This is a genomic window from Luteibacter sp. UNCMF366Tsu5.1 (assembly GCF_900119235.1).
Classification (GTDB): domain Bacteria; phylum Pseudomonadota; class Gammaproteobacteria; order Xanthomonadales; family Rhodanobacteraceae; genus Luteibacter; species Luteibacter flocculans.
The window spans coordinates 1-16,825 of the sequence record NZ_FPIS01000006.1; the positions used below are offsets into that span (position 1 = coordinate 1).

Consider the following 16,825-nt stretch of genomic DNA (forward strand, 5'->3'; position numbering starts at 1 on the left):
GAGATGGTGATGCCGGGTGACAACGTGAAGATCAGCGTCACGCTGGGCTTCCCGATCGCCATGGACGAAGGTCTGCGCTTCGCCATCCGCGAAGGTGGCCGCACCGTCGGCGCCGGCGTGGTCGCTAAGATCATCAAGTAAGAACGACGCCGGATCTTCGGATCCGGCTGCCGGTCGCGAGGCGGGTGGGTCATCGACCGCCCGCCTTCGCGGTTCCACTGTTTCACCTTGTACGCCAGTAGCTCAATTGGCAGAGCAGCGGTCTCCAAAACCGCAGGTTGGGGGTTCGAGTCCCTCCTGGCGTGCCACTCCCGAGTGCGCATGAATACGAAGGCACAAGAAGCCAAGGGTCTGGGCCCGGCCGATATCGGCAAGCTGGCGCTTGCGCTGGTCGTGCTCGTTGCCGGCATCGTCGGTTTCTACTATTTCAGCGATAACCCGAGCGTGCCGTCGTTCGCGCGCGTCGTCGGCGTCATCGTCGCCGTCGTTGCCGCCATGGCGATCGGCGCTTTCACCGTTCCGGGTCGCAAGCTGCGCGGCTTCGTTGCCGAATCGCAGTTCGAGTTGCGTAAGGTCGTCTGGCCGTCGCGCGACGAAACTCTCAAGACGACCGGCATCATCATGGTTGTCGTCGTCATTCTTTCGCTGCTGATGGGCTTGATCGACTGGTTGTTGAAGTCGCTCGTGCTCGATTGGCTGCTTAAGCTCGGACATTGAGGTAAGGCATGAGCAAGCGCTGGTACGTGGTTCACGCCTATTCGGGGTTCGAGCAGCAGGTTCGCAAGGCTCTGGACGAGCGCGTCAAGCGCGAAGGCATGGAAGAGAAGTTCGGTGAAATCCTGGTTCCGACCGAGGAAGTCATCGAAATGCGCGGCGGCCAAAAGCGTCGTAGCGAGCGCAAGTTCTTCCCTGGTTATGTGCTGGTCCAGATCGAGACCGATACGAGCGGCAAGACCCCGCGTATCGATGACGAGTGCTGGCACCTGGTCAAGGAAACCCCGAAGGTCATGGGTTTCATTGGCGGCACCGCCGATCGTCCGCATCCGATTCGCGATACCGAGGCTGATGCCATTCTCAGCCGCGTGCGCGAAGGCGTCGAAAAGCCCCGCCCGAAGGTTCTCTTCGAGCCAGGCGAGATGGTTCGCGTTACCGATGGTCCGTTCAACGACTTCAACGGCGTCGTCGAGGAAGTCAACTACGAGAAGAGCCGCCTGCGCGTCGCGGTGCTCATTTTCGGTCGCTCCACGCCGGTCGAGCTTGAGTTCGGCCAGGTGGAAAAAGCTTGAGGTAACGTCCTGGCTGGCTCTGCCAGCCCTCCGGCACAGGGTTTGCATAGCCCGCGTGAGGAGCCTATAATGCCCGGTTCACGCTGGAGCTTTCGCTCTGGCGTGTCCGTGTTTCAGGGGTCCGCAGGTGCGTACCTACCAACGTCCAGGGATGGTTCTACAGCGAGGAGCCGCAAGGCGCTTGCACTCGCGAGGAAAGTTAAATGGCAAAGAAAGTCATTGGTTACATCAAGTTGCAGGTGAAGGCCGGTCAGGCTAACCCCTCGCCGCCGGTCGGTCCGGCGCTCGGTCAGCGCGGCCTGAACATCATGGAGTTCTGCAAGGCCTTCAATGCCGCCACGCAGAAGCTCGAGCCGGGTCTCCCGATCCCGGTCGTGATCACGGCCTACTCGGACCGTACCTTCACCTTCATCACGAAGACCCCGCCGGCCTCGATCCTCCTCAAGAAGATCACGGGTGTGGCCAAGGGTTCGCAGAAGCCGAACACCGACAAGGTGGGCAAGGTCACCCGCGCCCAGCTCGAGGAAATCGCGAAGCAGAAGGAGCCGGATCTCACGGCTGCCGATCTGGATGCCGCCGTGCGTACGATCGCCGGCAGCGCGCGTTCCATGGGTCTGGTAGTGGAGGGTTAAGACATGGCAAAGCTCACCAAGCGTATGAAGGCCGCTACGACGGCCGTGCAGCCCGGCAAGACCTACGGTCTCGACGAGGCGCTGAAGATCGTCAAGGACAACGCCAAGGCGAAGTTCGCCGAGTCGGTGGACGTCGCTGTCCGCCTCGGCATCGATGCGAAGAAGTCGGACCAGGGCGTGCGCGGTTCGTCGCTGCTGCCGCACGGCACCGGCAAGACCGTTCGCGTCGCCGTGTTCGTTCCGCCGGGCGAGAAGGCTGAGGCCGCACTGGCCGCTGGCGCCGATGCCGTGGGTATGGACGACCTCGCCGAGAAGATGCAGGCGGGCGATCTGAACTACGGTCGCGTCATTGCCACGCCGGACGCGATGCGCGTCGTCGGTAAGCTCGGTCAGGTGCTCGGTCCCCGTGGCCTGATGCCGAACCCGAAGGACGGCTCGGTCACCGCCGATGTCGCCACGGCCGTGAAGAACGCCAAGGCTGGCCAGGTCAAGTTCCGCAACGACAAGGGCGGCATCATTCACGCCACCATCGGCAAGGCGAGCTTCGAAGCCGCCCAGCTGGCTGACAACCTCAATGCGCTGATCGCCGATCTGCTGAAGGCCAAGCCGGCCGCAGCGAAGGGTCAGTACATCCAGAAGGTGTCGCTGTCGAGCACCATGGGCGTGGGTGTGCCGGTCGATACCTCGACCGTGAATACCTCGGCCAAGTAAGTGTTACGACCCTCGCCGGCATGGCCGGCGGGGGCACGTTTTTGAGGGCGCCCCCGGTCGCAAGATCGGGGTAGCCGTCAAAGACCGTAGGCGCGAACAGCGCGCGACGACGACGAGCAGGGAGCTCGTGTTGGCAAGGAAACGCCGTCGTCGGTAGCGGGTTTGCTTAATCGGAGGCCTTCGTGGCTCCGGCCTGCGTAGATGGTGCAGCCCCTTCTGGTATTCGTTTCGAATCTGGAAAGGCCACCACCCGGGATGCTTGCATCCCCGACGTCAGGACGATGTCGCCCAGGACCGCAAGCGGCAGGAGCCGTGAGCGGAGTTCATACGAGGAGTGCAATGTGGCCCTTAATCTCTCCCAGAAGCAAGAAGTAGTCGCCGAGCTGGCAGAAGTCGCCGCGAAGGCTCACTCCTTGGTCGCCGCCGAATACGCGGGCACCACGGTCTCTCAGATGACCGCGATGCGCAAGAAGGCCCGTGAGTCGGGTGTGTTCCTGAAAGTTGTCAAGAACACGCTCGCCGCCCGCGCCGTGGCCGGTACCGAATTCGAGGTCGTCAAGGACGCCCTGGTCGGTCCGCTGCTCTATGCGTTCTCGACCGAGGAACCGGGCGCCGCTGGCCGCCTGATCAAGGAATTCGCGAAGACCAACGACAAGCTCAAGCCGAAGGTCGTCTCCATCGAGGGCAAGCTGTTCGATGCCGCGCACGTTGAAGTGCTCGCATCGCTGCCGACCCGTGAAGAGGCCCTGGCCATGCTGGCCCGCGTGCTGGCCGAGCCGGTCACGATGTTCGCTCGCGCCATCAAGGCCGTTGCGGACAAGCAGGGTGGTGGCGAAGTTGCCGCCGAAGAAGCCCCGGCCGAAGCCTGATCTGTCTCGACTTTTCTCATTCGAAACCCCATTTCAGAAGGTAAGAAACAATGTCCACCCTGACCACCGAACAGATCGTTGAAGCCATCAAGGCCAAGTCCCTGACGGAAATCATGGAACTGGTGAAGTCGATCGAAGACACCTTCGGCGTCTCCGCTGCTGCTCCGGTTGCCGTCGCTGGCCCGGCTGCTGCCGCTGGCCCGGCTGCCGAAGCGCAGACCGAGTTCGACGTGATCCTGAAGTCCGCCGGCGACAAGAAGGTCGACGTGATCAAGGCCGTCCGCGCCATCACCGGCCTGGGCCTGAAGGAAGCCAAGGACCTCACCGAAGCCGGTGGCGTCGTGAAGGAAGCTGCGTCGAAGGAAGACGCCGAGAAGTTCAAGAAGGATCTCGAAGCTGCCGGCGCCACGGTCGAACTCAAGTAATCGGCGCCTTGCGCGCCAGTTGTTCGACATAGCGTCAAGCGAGCCTGGGGGCGTAAGCCCCCGGGCTTTGCCCGTTTCACCGTTCCATCGTTTTACTGCTCCACGTGTCCCGTCGGAAATGGGACATCGCGATTCGAGAGCGCCGGCACGGGCTCCGCGGTTCGAATCCCGATCTCCGATTTTCGATTCATTAACTGTTAGCCGGCGCCCCCTGGCCGGCATCATGAAACCGAGGCGGTACCCAACATGACCTACTCGTTTACCGAGAAGAAGCGCATCCGTAAGGACTTCGGCAAGCGGCCCCCCGTGCTGGGCGTGCCCAATCTGCTGACGATCCAGACCGACTCGTACAAGGAATTCCTGCAGGAGCAGGTCAACCCCAAGCAGCGTGAGGACAAGGGCCTCCACGCCGCCCTGAAGTCGGTGTTCCCGATTTCGAGCTACTCGGGCAACGCTGCCCTCGAATACGTGGACTACCGACTCGGTGAGCCGGCATTCGACGAGCGCGAGTGCCGCAACCGCGGCATGACCTTCGGTGCGCCGCTGCGCACCACCGTGCGCCTGGTCATCTATGACAAGGACAGCCCGGCTTCGAAGAAGGCCGTGAAGTACGTGAAGGAGCAAGAGGTCTACATGGGCGAGATTCCGCTCATGACCGAGACCGGTACCTTCATCATCAACGGAACCGAACGCGTCATCGTCTCGCAGCTGCACCGTTCGCCCGGCGTGTTCTTCGACCACGACCGTGGCAAGACGCACAGCTCGGGCAAGCTGCTGTTCTCGGCACGCGTCATTCCTTACCGTGGCTCGTGGCTCGATTTCGAGTTCGACCCGAAGGACGCGCTGTTCACCCGTATCGACCGTCGCCGTAAGCTGCCGGTCACGGTGCTGCTGCGCGCGCTCGGCTATACCAATGAAGAGATGCTGAGCATCTTCTTCGAGCACAACGTGTTCCACCTCGGCAAGAAGGGTGGCGTCACGCTCGATCTCGTCGCCGAGCGCCTGCGCGGTGAAACCCTCTCCTTCGATCTCGTGATCGACGGCAAGGTGCTGGTCGAGGCCGGCAAGCGCATTACTGCGCGTCACGTGCGCCAGCTCGCCAACGAGAAGATCACCACGCTCGAAGTGCCGGACGACTACCCGGTCGGCCGCATCGTGGCGATCGACATGGTCGACAAGGACACCGGCGAGATCATCGCTGCGGCCAACGACGAGCTGACCGCCGAGCACCTCGAGCGCTTCCGCAAGGCAGGCATCGAGACGGTGCCGACGCTCTACGTGAACGACCTCGATCGCGGTGCGTACATCTCGAACACGCTGCGCATCGACAACACGCGCACGCAGCTCGAAGCCCTGGTCGAAATCTACCGGATGATGCGTCCGGGCGAGCCGCCGACCAAGGACGCCGCGCAGAACCTGTTCTTCAACCTGTTCTTCACCTTCGACCGCTACGACCTGTCGGCCGTGGGTCGCATGAAGTTCAACCGTCGCGTCGGCCGCAAGGACGTGATCGGTCCGGGCGTGCTCTACGATCACCGCTACTTCTCGGAGCGCAAGGAAGAAGAATCCCAGCGCCTCGTGGCGGAGCAGGGCGAGACGTCGGACATCCTCGACGTGCTGCGCGTGCTCATCGACATCCGCAACGGTACCGGCACGGTCGACGACATCGATCACCTGGGTAACCGTCGCGTGCGTTCGGTCGGCGAAATGGCGGAGAACACGTTCCGCATCGGTCTCGTCCGCGTGGAGCGCGCGGTTCGCGAGCGCCTGTCGCTGGCCGAATCCGAAGGCCTGACGCCGCAGGAACTGATCAACGCTAAGCCCGTCGCTGCGGCAGTGAAGGAGTTCTTCGGTTCGTCGCAGCTCTCGCAGTTCATGGATCAGAATAACCCGCTGTCCGAAGTCACCCACAAGCGTCGTGTGTCGGCGCTTGGACCGGGCGGTCTGACCCGTGAGCGCGCCGGCTTCGAAGTGCGCGACGTGCATCCGACCCACTACGGCCGCGTCTGCACCATCGAAACGCCGGAAGGCCCGAACATCGGCCTGATCAACTCGCTGGCCGTGTACGCCCGCACCAATGCCTACGGCTTCCTCGAGACGCCGTATCGCAAGGTCGAGAACGGCAAGGTCACCGACAAGGTCGATTACCTCTCCGCGATCGAAGAAGGCGACCACGTCATCGCGCAGGCGAACTCGCCGCTGACGAAGGAAGGCAAGTTCATCGAAGACTTCGTGTCGTGCCGCTTCCGTGGCGAATCTGAGCTTCGTCCGTCGGCCGAGATCAACTACATGGACGTCTCGCCGATGCAGACCGTGTCGGTCGCGGCGGCGCTCGTGCCGTTCCTTGAGCACGATGACGCGAATCGCGCCCTCATGGGTGCGAACATGCAGCGCCAGGCCGTTCCGACCCTGCGCAGCCAGAAGCCGCTCGTCGGCACGGGCATCGAGCGTGCCGTGGCGCGTGACTCGGGCGTGACCGTGTCCGCGCGTCGTGGTGGCGTGATCGACCAGGTCGACGCGGCACGTATCGTCGTGCGCGTGAACGAGAACGAGGTCGGCGACGATGACGCCGGCGTCGATATCTACACGCTGACCAAGTACACCCGCTCTAACCAGAACACCAACCTCAACCAGCGCCCGCTGGTGAATGTCGGTGACGTGGTGGCGGTGGGCGACACGCTGGCGGACGGTTCCTCGACCGACCTCGGCGAACTCGCGCTCGGCCAGAACATGCTCGTCGCGTTCATGCCGTGGAACGGCTACAACTTCGAAGACTCGATCCTGATCTCCGAGCGCGTGGTCCAGGAAGACCGCTACACCTCGATCCACATCGAGGAGCTGACCTGCATCGCTCGCGACACCAAGCTCGGCGCCGAGGAAATCACCGCGGACATCCCGAACGTCGGTGAGCAGGCGCTCGCGCGTCTGGACGAATCCGGCATCGTGTACATCGGTGCGGAAGTGAAGGCGGGCGACATCCTGGTCGGTAAGGTCACGCCGAAGGGCGAGAGCCAGCTGACGCCGGAAGAAAAGCTGCTCCGCGCGATCTTCGGTGAGAAGGCTTCGGACGTGAAGGACAGCTCGCTGCGCGTGCCCCCGGGCATGGACGGCAATGTCATCGACGTGCAGGTCTTCACCCGTGACGGCATCGAGAAGGACAAGCGTGCCAAGCAGATCGAAGAGACCGAACTGAAGCGGATCCGCAAGGATCTCGACGACCAGTTCCGCATCCTCGAAGGCGCGATCTACGCTCGTATGCGCTCGCAGCTCGTCGGCAAGTCCGCGATGAGCGGCCCGGGTGGCCTGAAGCGTGGCACCGTCATCGACGACGCCTACCTCGACACCCTCAAGAAGGACGACTGGTTCAAGATCAACGTCAAGGAAGAGGAGGTCTCCGAGTTCCTCGAGCGCGCGGCCGAGCAGGTCAAGCGCCATCGGGAGAACTTCGACAAGCGCTTCAAGGAGAAGCAGGGCAAGATCACCCAGGGCGACGACCTCGCACCGGGCGTGCTCAAGATGGTCAAGGTCTACCTGGCCGTTAAGCGCCGCATCCAGCCGGGCGACAAGATGGCCGGCCGCCACGGCAACAAGGGTGTCGTGTCGATGATCGTTCCGGTCGAGGACATGCCGTTCTCCGCCGACGGTCGTCCGGTCGACATCGTGCTGAACCCGCTGGGCGTGCCTTCGCGTATGAACATCGGCCAGATCCTCGAGGTTCACCTCGGCTGGGCTGCGAAGGGTCTTGGTCACAAGATCGCAGCCATGATCGAGGCCAACGAGAAGCCTGCGAAGCTGCGCGACTTCCTGGACGAGGTCTACAACCACGGCAACGCCGGTGCCGAAGGCGCCGTTCGCCACGTGGATCTCAAGTCGATGTCCGACCACGAGATCATCGCTCTGGCGAACAACCTGCGCGACGGCGTGCCGATGGCTACGCCGGTGTTCGACGGTGCCGAGGAGTCCGAGATCAAGCACATGCTGAAGCTCGCCGATCTTCCGGAGTCGGGTCAGACCACGCTCTATGACGGCCGCACCGGCGAGGCATTCGATCGCCCGGTCACCGTCGGCTACATGCACATGCTGAAGCTGAACCACCTCGTCGACGACAAGATGCACGCACGTTCGACGGGTCCGTACTCGCTCGTTACCCAGCAGCCGCTGGGCGGCAAGGCGCAGTTCGGTGGCCAGCGCTTCGGCGAAATGGAAGTCTGGGCGCTCGAGGCATACGGCGCGGCGTACACCCTGCAGGAAATGCTGACCGTCAAGTCGGACGACGTCCAGGGCCGCAACCAGATGTACAAGAACATTGTGGACGGCAACCACGAAATGGCCGCGGGCATGCCGGAATCCTTCAACGTACTCGTGAAGGAAATCCGCTCGCTCGGCATCGACATCGAACTCGAAGAGATCAAGTGATCGTCGCGGCTACCGGAGATTACGCATGAAAGACCTGCTCAATCTGTTCAACCAGCAGCGACAGACGCTGGATTTCGACGCGATCAAGATCGCTCTGGCTTCGCCGGAGCTGATCCGTTCGTGGTCGTACGGCGAAGTGAAGAAGCCGGAAACGATCAACTACCGCACGTTCAAGCCTGAGCGTGACGGCCTGTTCTGCGCAGCCATTTTCGGTCCGATCAAGGACTACGAGTGCCTGTGCGGCAAGTACAAGCGCATGAAGCATCGCGGCGTCGTCTGCGAAAAGTGCGGCACCGAGGTCACCCTGGCCAAGGTCCGTCGCGAGCGCATGGGCCACATCGAACTGGCCAGCCCGACCGCGCATATCTGGTTCCTGAAGTCGCTGCCCTCGCGCATCGGCCTCATGCTGGACATGACCCTGCGTGACATCGAGCGCATCCTGTACTTCGAGGCCTTCGTGGTGATCGATCCGGGCCTGACCGCGCTCGAGCGCGGTCAGCTGCTCAGCGAAGACCAGTACCTGGAAGCCACCGAAGAGCACGGTGACGAGTTCGACGCCCGCATGGGTGCCGAGGCCGTCTACGAGCTGCTGAAGAGCCTCGACCTCCCGGGCGAAGTCATTCGCCTGAAGGAAGAGATCTCCTCGACGAATTCCGAGACCAAGCTCAAGCGCCTCACCAAGCGCGTGAAGCTGATCGAGGCGTTCCTCGAGTCGGGCAACAAGCCGGAATGGATGGTCTTGACTGTCCTGCCGGTGCTGCCGCCCGATCTGCGTCCGCTCGTCCCGCTGGACGGCGGTCGCTTCGCGACCTCCGATCTCAACGATCTGTATCGCCGCGTCATCAACCGCAACAACCGCCTGAAGCGTCTGCTGGAGCTCGCCGCGCCCGACATCATCGTGCGCAACGAGAAGCGCATGCTGCAGGAGTCGGTCGATGCGCTGCTCGACAACGGCCGTCGCGGTCGTGCCATCACCGGCACGAACAAGCGCGCGCTGAAGTCGCTCGCAGACATGATCAAGGGCAAGCAGGGTCGCTTCCGTCAGAACCTGCTCGGCAAGCGCGTCGACTACTCGGGCCGTTCGGTCATCGTGGTCGGCCCGACGCTGCGCCTGCACCAGTGCGGTCTGCCGAAGAAGATGGCGCTCGAGCTGTTCAAGCCCTTCATCTTCGCGAAGCTGCAGGCTCGTGGCGAAGCCACGACCATCAAGGCTGCCAAGAAGCTCGTCGAGCGCGAGGAAGCTCAGGTCTGGGACATCCTGGAAGACGTGATCCGCGAACATCCGGTCATGCTCAACCGTGCGCCGACGCTGCATCGTCTGGGTATCCAGGCGTTCGAGCCCGTGCTCATCGAAGGCAAGGCGATCCAGCTGCATCCGCTCGTCTGTACGGCGTTCAACGCCGACTTCGACGGTGACCAGATGGCCGTGCACGTGCCGCTGTCGATCGAGGCGCAGCTCGAAGCCCGCGCCCTGATGATGTCGTCGAACAACATCCTGTCGCCCGCGAACGGCGAGCCGATCATCGTGCCGTCGCAGGACGTCGTGCTCGGTCTGTACTACATGACCCGCGAGCTGATCAACGCGAAGGGCGCCGGCATGGTGTTCGCGAACGTCGGCGAAGTGCGTCGTGCATACGACAACCGCGCCGTCGAACTGCACGCCAAGGTCAAGGTGCGCGTGCGCAGCGTGGAAACGGTGGACGGCGAGCGCGTTGAGCGCCAGTCGCTCGTCGATACCACGGTGGGTCGTGCGCTGCTGGCCGAGATCATTCCGGAAGGCCTCCCGTTCGCCCTGGTGAACACGGAGCTGACCAAGAAGAACATCTCGCGCCTGATCAACCAGAGCTACCGTCTGCTCGGCCTGAAGGAATCGGTCGTGTTCGCCGACAAGCTGATGTACACCGGCTTCCGTTTCGCGACGCGTGCCGGTATCTCCATCGGCATCGACGACATGAAGATCCCGGCCGAGAAGCGCGGCATCCTCGAGGAAGCCGAGAAGGAAGTCGTCGAGATCCAGGAGCAGTACCAGTCGGGTCTCGTGACCGCCGGCGAGCGTTACAACAAGGTGGTCGACATCTGGTCGCGCACCAACGAGCTCGTGGCCAAGGCGATGATCGACGGTATCGGTACCGAGAAGGTCACCGATGCCGACGGCAACGTGGTCAACCAGAAGTCGATGAACTCGCTGTACATCATGGCGGACTCCGGCGCCCGCGGTAGCGCGGCCCAGATTCGTCAGCTGGCGGGTATGCGCGGCCTGATGGCGCGTCCGGACGGCTCGATCATCGAGACGCCCATCAAGGCGAACTTCCGCGAAGGCCTGAACGTTCTGCAGTACTTCAACTCCACCCACGGTGCCCGTAAGGGTCTCGCGGATACGGCGCTGAAGACGGCGAACTCCGGTTACCTGACCCGTCGTCTCGTCGACGTGGCGCAGGACGTCGTCATCACCGAGCACGATTGCGGCACGGAAGACGGTGTGCTGATGTCCCCGATCGTGGAAGGCGGCGACGTGGTCGAGCCGCTGCGCGAGCGCGTGCTTGGCCGTGTGGTGGTGGAAGACGTCTACGCCCCTGGCGACGACGACGAACCCATCGTCACCCGCGACACGCTGCTCGACGAGTACCTGGTCGACAAGCTCGACAAGGGTGGCGTGCAGTTGATCAAGGTCCGTTCACCGATCACCTGCCGTGCCAGCCATGGCGTGTGCGCCCTGTGCTACGGCCGCGACCTTGCTCGCGGTCATCTGGTCAACATGGGTGAGGCCGTGGGTGTGGTCGCCGCTCAGTCGATCGGTGAGCCGGGTACCCAGCTGACGATGCGTACGTTCCACATCGGTGGTGCGGCGTCCCGTGCGGCTGCGGTGGACAACGTCACGGTCCGCACGACCGGCGCGCTGAAGTTCAACAACCTGAAGTCGGTCGAGCACGCCCAGGGTCACTTGGTCGCGGTCTCGCGTTCGGGCGAAGTGAGCGTCATCGACGCCAACGGCCGCGAGCGCGAGCGCTACAAGGTGCCGTACGGCGCGACGATTGCGGTGAAGGACGGCGATCCGGTCAAGGCTGGTCAGACCGTTGCCAACTGGGATCCGCATACCCATCCGATCGTCACGGAAGTGGCCGGTGTGGTCCGCTTCATCGACTTCATCGATGGCGTGACCGTGCAGTCGCAGACCGACGAACTGACCGGCCTCGAGTCGGCGGTGGTGACCGATCCGAAGCGTCGCGGTACGCAGGCCAAGGATCTGCGCCCGATCGTCCGCCTGGAAGACAGCAAGGGTCGCGAGCTCAAGCTGCCGGGTACGGACATCGCGGCACAGTACTTCCTGCCGGCCGGCGCGATCGTCTCGATCCAGAACGGTGCCGAAGTGGGCGTGGGCGACGTGGTTGCCCGTATCCCGCAGGAAACCTCGAAGACCCGCGACATCACGGGTGGTCTGCCGCGCGTGGCCGACTTGTTCGAAGCCCGCAAGCCGAAGGAGCCGGCGATCCTCGCGGAACGCTCGGGTATCGTCAGCTTCGGCAAGGACACCAAGGGCAAGCAGCGTCTGATCATCAAGGACGCGGACGGCAACGAGCACGAAGAGCTGATTCCGAAGTGGCGTCAGGTCATCGTGTTCGAAGGCGAGCACGTGGAGAAGGGCGAAACCGTCGTGGACGGCGAGCCGAATCCGCATGACATCCTGCGTCTGCTGGGTGTCGAACCGCTGGCCTCGTACCTGGTCAAGGAAATCCAGGACGTCTACCGCCTGCAGGGTGTGAAGATCAACGACAAGCACATCGAAGCGATCATTCGCCAGATGCTCCGCAAGGTCGAGATCACCGAGTCGGGCGACAGCACGTATCTCCGCGGAGAGCAGGTCGAACGCGTCCGGATCAACGAGGAGAACGAGCGCGCCGAGGCTCGGGGCGAGCGTCGTGCCGAGTTCGAGTCGGTTCTGCTGGGTATCACCAAGGCGTCGCTGGCTACCGAGTCGTTCATCTCGGCGGCTTCGTTCCAGGAGACCACCCGCGTCCTCACCGAGGCGGCGGTCCGTGGCACCCGCGACACGTTGCGTGGCCTCAAGGAAAATGTTATTGTTGGACGGCTAATCCCTGCGGGCACGGGTCTGGCTTACCACGCTTCGCGTCGTAACCAGGGCGGCCTGACGGCCTCGGAGCTCGAAACCCTCTCGGGTTCGGCACCGGCCGTTACGTTCGAAGAGGCACCTGCCGGGTCCACCGATAGCGCCGAGTAAGGCCCGTAGACGGGTTTTGCTCGTACATACGAAATGAGGCGCAGGGACGCGCCTCGTGTTCGGAATCAAGGACGATGGGCGTCGGTTCGCTTCGCGGGCGGCGCACGTCAACAACGCTTATCTGGCGGGCCGATCTATCGGTCTGCCTTTATGTTTCTCAGGAATAGCTTCGCATGACGACAGTCAACCAGTTGGTGCGCAAATCCCGCAGCCCGAAGGCGTACAAGAGCGCCTCCCCGGCCCTGCAGAGCAGCCCGCAGCGCCGCGGGGTCTGCACGCGCGTTTATACGACCACCCCGAAGAAGCCGAACTCGGCCCTGCGTAAGGTTGCCAAGGTGCGCCTGACCAACGGTTTCGAAGTCATCAGCTACATCGGTGGCGAAGGTCACAACCTGCAGGAGCACTCGGTGGTCCTGATCCGCGGCGGTCGCGTCAAGGATCTCCCCGGTGTGCGTTACCACACGGTTCGCGGCAGTCTCGACTGCGCCGGCGTGACCAAGCGTCGCAAGTCGCGCTCGAAGTACGGCGCCAAGCGTCCGAAGAGCTGAGTAAAGGACAAGAATTATGTCGCGTAAAGGTTCCCATCCCGCCCGTGTCGTCCTCCCGGACCCGAAGCACGGAAGCCAGCTGATTGCCCGTTTCATCAATATGGTGATGAAGTCCGGCAAGAAGTCCGTCGCCGAGTCGATTGTCTACGGCGCCCTGCAGCACATCGGTGAAAAGCACGCCGAGCCGGTGCAACTCGTCGAGAAGGCTCTGGGCAACATCGCCCCGGCCGTCGAGGTGAAGTCCCGCCGCGTTGGTGGTGCGACGTACCAGGTGCCGGTCGAAGTTCGTCCGGGTCGCCGTATGGCGCTCGCGATGCGCTGGGTGATCGACGCAGCGCGCAAGCGCGGCGAGACGTCCATGCCGCGCAAGCTGGCCGCCGAACTGCTCGAAGCCTCGGAATCCCGTGGCGGCGCCGTGAAGAAGCGCGAAGAGACGCACCGCATGGCAGAGGCCAACAAGGCCTTCTCGCATTACCGCTGGTAATTACAGCTTCAGATTGAGGAAAGACCGTGGCACGCACCACTCCCATCGAGCGCTACCGCAACTTCGGCATCATGGCTCACATCGATGCCGGCAAGACCACGACCACGGAGCGCATCCTGTTCTACACCGGTGTCAGTCATAAGATTGGCGAGGTGCATGACGGTGCGGCGACGATGGACTGGATGGAGCAGGAGCAGGAGCGCGGCATCACCATCACTTCCGCCGCCACCACGGCGTTCTGGAAGGGTATGGATCGTTCGCTGCCCGAGCACCGCTTCAACATCATCGACACCCCGGGACACGTCGACTTCACCATCGAGGTGGAGCGTTCGCTTCGCGTGCTCGACGGTGCGGTGTTCGTGCTCTGCGCCGTGGGTGGCGTGCAGCCGCAGTCGGAAACCGTGTGGCGTCAGGCCAACCGGTACAAGGTTCCGCGCCTTGCGTTCGTCAACAAGATGGACCGCACGGGTGCGAACTTCTATAAGGTCGTCGACCAGCTGAAGTCGCGTCTGGCCGCCAACCCGGTGCCGATGCAGGTGCCGATCGGCGCCGAAGACAACTTCGAAGGCGTCGTCGATCTCCTCAAGATGAAGGCCATCAAGTGGGACATGGAGTCCCAGGGCATGAAGTTCGAATACGTCGACATCCCGGCGGAACTCCAGGCCAAGGCCGAAGAAGATCGTACGGCCATGATCGAAGCCGCGGCGGAAGCCACGGAAGAGATGATGGACAAGTACCTCGGCGGCGAAGAGCTGACCGAAGCCGAGATCATCGAAGGTCTGCGTCTGCGTACGCTGAAGAGCGAGATCATCCCGGTCTTCTGCGGTACGGCGTTCAAGAACAAGGGCGTCCAGGCGATGCTCGACGCGGTCGTCAACCTGCTTCCGTCGCCGGTCGATCGTCCGCCCGTCGAGGGCATCAACGAAGATGAGCAGCCGGATACGCGTCCCGCCAAGGACGACGCGCCGTTCTCTGCGCTCGCGTTCAAGATCATGACCGACCCGTTCGTCGGCGCGCTGACGTTCTTCCGTGTCTACTCGGGCACGCTGAACGCCGGTGACCAGGTGTACAACCCGGTCAAGTCGAAGAAGGAGCGCATCGGCCGCATCCTGCAGATGCACGCGAACGAGCGTCACGAACTGAAGGAAGTCCGTGCCGGCGATATCGCCGCGGCGGTTGGCCTGAAGGACGTCACGACCGGTGACACGCTGTGCGCGCAGGATCACATCATCACGCTCGAGCGCATGTCGTTCCCCGAGCCGGTGATCTCGATGGCCGTCGAGCCGAAGACCAAGTCGGACCAGGAAAAGATGGGTATCGCCCTCGGCCGTCTGGCTGCGGAAGATCCGTCGTTCCGTGTTCGTACGGACGAAGAGTCGGGCCAGACGATCATCTCGGGCATGGGCGAGCTTCACCTGGACATCCTGGTGGACCGCATGAAGCGCGAGTTCAACGTCGAGGCCAACGTCGGCAAGCCGCAGGTGGCTTACCGCGAGACCATTCAGGCGTCGGACGTCAAGTCGGACTACAAGCACGCCAAGCAGTCGGGTGGTAAGGGTCAGTACGGTCACGTCGTGATCGAGCTGTCGCCGATCTCGGATGCCGATCGTGCGGACGAGAAGATTTCGTCGCAGATCAAGGACGACTTCCTCTTCATCAACGACATCACCGGTGGCGTGATTCCGAAGGAATTCATCCCGTCGGTTGAAAAGGGTCTGCGCGAGACGATTACCGCGGGTCCGCTGGCCGGCTTCCCGGTCGTGGGCGTGAAGGTGAAGCTGGTCTTCGGTTCGTACCACGACGTCGACTCGTCGGAAATGGCGTTCAAGCTGGCTGCGTCGATGGCGTTCAAGCAGGGCTTCGCGAAGGCGAACCCGGTGCTGCTCGAGCCGATCATGAAGGTCGAGGTCGTGACGCCTGAAGACTACGTCGGCGACGTCATGGGCGACATCAGCCGTCGTCGCGGCATGCTCACCGGTCAGGAAGAAACGCCGTCGGGCAAGACCGTCAACGCGATGATCCCGCTGGGCGAGATGTTCGGCTACGCGACCTCGCTGCGTTCGCAGACCCAGGGTCGTGCCACGTTCACGATGGAATTCGACCATTACGAGCCGGCGCCGAAGAACATCGCGGACGAGGTCATGAAGAAGTCCTGATAAGGGCTTCTTCTTCAAAAACACATAACGTTCTTTTAGAGGTTTCGAGTCATGGCAAAGGGTAAGTTCGAACGTAAGAAGCCGCACGTCAACGTCGGCACCATCGGTCACGTCGACCACGGCAAGACCACGCTCACGGCTGCCCTGACGAAGATCGGCGCCGAGCGTTTTGGTGGCGAGTTCAAGGACTACGGTTCGATCGATGCGGCGCCGGAAGAGAAGGCGCGCGGCATCACGATCTCGACCGCACACGTGGAATACGAATCGCCGAACCGTCACTACGGTCACGTCGATTGCCCGGGCCACGCCGACTACGTCAAGAACATGATCACCGGTGCCGCCCAGATGGACGGTGCGATCCTGGTGTGCTCGGCCGCTGACGGCCCGATGCCGCAGACCCGCGAGCACATTCTGCTCTCGCGTCAGGTCGGCGTGCCGTACATCGTGGTGTTCCTGAACAAGGCCGACATGGTCGACGACGCCGAGCTCCTTGAGCTGGTCGAGATGGAAGTCCGCGAGCTGCTGTCGAAGTACGAGTTCCCGGGCGACGACACCCCGATCGTGCACGGTTCGGCGCGTCTGGCGCTGGACGGCGACCAGTCGGACATCGGCGTGCCGTCGATCATCAAGCTCGTCGACGCGCTCGACAGCTGGATTCCGGAGCCGGAGCGTGACATCGACAAGCCGTTCCTGCTGCCGGTCGAAGACGTGTTCTCGATCTCCGGTCGCGGTACCGTGCTGACCGGTCGTGTCGAGCGCGGTATCGTCAAGGTGGGCGACGCGGCGGAAGTCGTGGGCCTGCGCGACACCCAGACCACCACGGTCACGGGCGTTGAAATGTTCCGCAAGCTGCTGGACCAGGGTCAGGCCGGTGACAACGTCGGCGTGCTGGTTCGCGGTCTGAAGCGTGAAGACGTCGAGCGCGGTCAGGTGCTGGCCAAGCCGGGTTCGGTTACGCCGCACACCGAGTTCGAGGGTGAGGTGTATATCCTCTCCAAGGACGAGGGCGGTCGCCACACCCCGTTCTTCAGCAACTATCGTCCGCAGTTCTACTTCCGTAC

General features: G+C 62.9%; 12 protein-coding genes, 1 tRNA gene and 1 pseudogene. All 14 read left to right on the plus strand.

Annotated features, from left to right (window positions below):
• A pseudogene (gene tuf / locus BT115_RS18050) lies at positions 1–141 on the plus strand (elongation factor Tu); the annotation flags it as partial.
• 91 nt (positions 142–232) lie between these two features.
• Positions 233–308, plus strand: a tRNA-Trp gene (locus BT115_RS18055).
• Between the two features lie 13 nt (positions 309–321).
• The gene (gene secE / locus BT115_RS18060; protein WP_072324080.1) at positions 322–717 is read left to right on the plus strand and encodes a preprotein translocase subunit SecE; all 396 of its coding nucleotides are present in this window, start codon (positions 322–324) and stop codon (positions 715–717) included.
• A gap of 8 nt (positions 718–725) precedes the next feature.
• Complete coding sequence (gene nusG / locus BT115_RS18065; RefSeq protein WP_072324082.1) at positions 726–1,286, plus strand: transcription termination/antitermination protein NusG; 561 nt, start codon at positions 726–728, stop codon at positions 1,284–1,286.
• A 203-nt stretch (positions 1,287–1,489) separates the two neighbouring features.
• The gene (gene rplK, locus BT115_RS18070) at positions 1,490–1,918 is read left to right on the plus strand and encodes a 50S ribosomal protein L11 (protein WP_045829444.1); all 429 of its coding nucleotides are present in this window, start codon (positions 1,490–1,492) and stop codon (positions 1,916–1,918) included.
• A gap of 3 nt (positions 1,919–1,921) precedes the next feature.
• On the plus strand, positions 1,922–2,629 hold the full coding sequence (gene rplA, locus BT115_RS18075) for a 50S ribosomal protein L1 (RefSeq protein WP_072324084.1): 708 nt from the start codon (positions 1,922–1,924) through the stop codon (positions 2,627–2,629).
• A gap of 341 nt (positions 2,630–2,970) precedes the next feature.
• A complete protein-coding gene (gene rplJ / locus BT115_RS18080; RefSeq protein ID WP_072324086.1) occupies positions 2,971–3,498 on the plus strand; it encodes a 50S ribosomal protein L10 in 528 nt (175 codons plus the stop codon).
• A 50-nt stretch (positions 3,499–3,548) separates the two neighbouring features.
• Positions 3,549–3,923: a 50S ribosomal protein L7/L12 gene (rplL, locus tag BT115_RS18085; protein ID WP_072324088.1), complete on the plus strand. Its 375-nt coding sequence runs from the start codon at positions 3,549–3,551 to the stop codon at positions 3,921–3,923.
• A 246-nt stretch (positions 3,924–4,169) separates the two neighbouring features.
• Positions 4,170–8,339 carry a DNA-directed RNA polymerase subunit beta gene (rpoB, locus tag BT115_RS18090; protein WP_072324090.1) on the plus strand — a complete coding sequence of 1,390 codons (4,170 nt, stop codon included), beginning with the start codon at positions 4,170–4,172 and terminating at the stop codon, positions 8,337–8,339.
• 25 nt (positions 8,340–8,364) lie between these two features.
• A complete protein-coding gene (rpoC, locus tag BT115_RS18095; RefSeq protein WP_072324091.1) occupies positions 8,365–12,576 on the plus strand; it encodes a DNA-directed RNA polymerase subunit beta' in 4,212 nt (1,403 codons plus the stop codon).
• A 173-nt stretch (positions 12,577–12,749) separates the two neighbouring features.
• Positions 12,750–13,124, plus strand: coding sequence for a 30S ribosomal protein S12 (gene rpsL, locus BT115_RS18100; protein WP_036115505.1), 375 nt, complete (start codon positions 12,750–12,752; stop codon positions 13,122–13,124).
• Between the two features lie 16 nt (positions 13,125–13,140).
• Positions 13,141–13,608, plus strand: a complete 468-nt coding sequence (gene rpsG, locus BT115_RS18105) for a 30S ribosomal protein S7 (protein WP_036115503.1) — start codon at positions 13,141–13,143, stop codon at positions 13,606–13,608.
• Positions 13,609–13,634: 26 nt separating this feature from the next.
• Positions 13,635–15,764, plus strand: coding sequence for an elongation factor G (gene fusA / locus BT115_RS18110; RefSeq protein WP_072324093.1), 2,130 nt, complete (start codon positions 13,635–13,637; stop codon positions 15,762–15,764).
• A gap of 51 nt (positions 15,765–15,815) precedes the next feature.
• Positions 15,816–16,825, plus strand: a 1,010-nt coding sequence (gene tuf / locus BT115_RS18115) for an elongation factor Tu (protein WP_072324095.1), incomplete at its 3' end; no start/stop codon positions are given.

Coding starts and splice junctions, on each gene's coding strand:
- secE (WP_072324080.1), top strand. CDS start 322: ATGAATACGAAGGCACAAGAAGCCAAGGGTCTGGGCCCGGCCGATATC.
- nusG (WP_072324082.1), top strand. CDS start 726: ATGAGCAAGCGCTGGTACGTGGTTCACGCCTATTCGGGGTTCGAGCAG.
- rplK (WP_045829444.1), top strand. CDS start 1,490: ATGGCAAAGAAAGTCATTGGTTACATCAAGTTGCAGGTGAAGGCCGGT.
- rplA (WP_072324084.1), top strand. CDS start 1,922: ATGGCAAAGCTCACCAAGCGTATGAAGGCCGCTACGACGGCCGTGCAG.
- rplL (WP_072324088.1), top strand. CDS start 3,549: ATGTCCACCCTGACCACCGAACAGATCGTTGAAGCCATCAAGGCCAAG.
- rpoB (WP_072324090.1), top strand. CDS start 4,170: ATGACCTACTCGTTTACCGAGAAGAAGCGCATCCGTAAGGACTTCGGC.
- rpoC (WP_072324091.1), top strand. CDS start 8,365: ATGAAAGACCTGCTCAATCTGTTCAACCAGCAGCGACAGACGCTGGAT.
- rpsL (WP_036115505.1), top strand. CDS start 12,750: ATGACGACAGTCAACCAGTTGGTGCGCAAATCCCGCAGCCCGAAGGCG.
- rpsG (WP_036115503.1), top strand. CDS start 13,141: ATGTCGCGTAAAGGTTCCCATCCCGCCCGTGTCGTCCTCCCGGACCCG.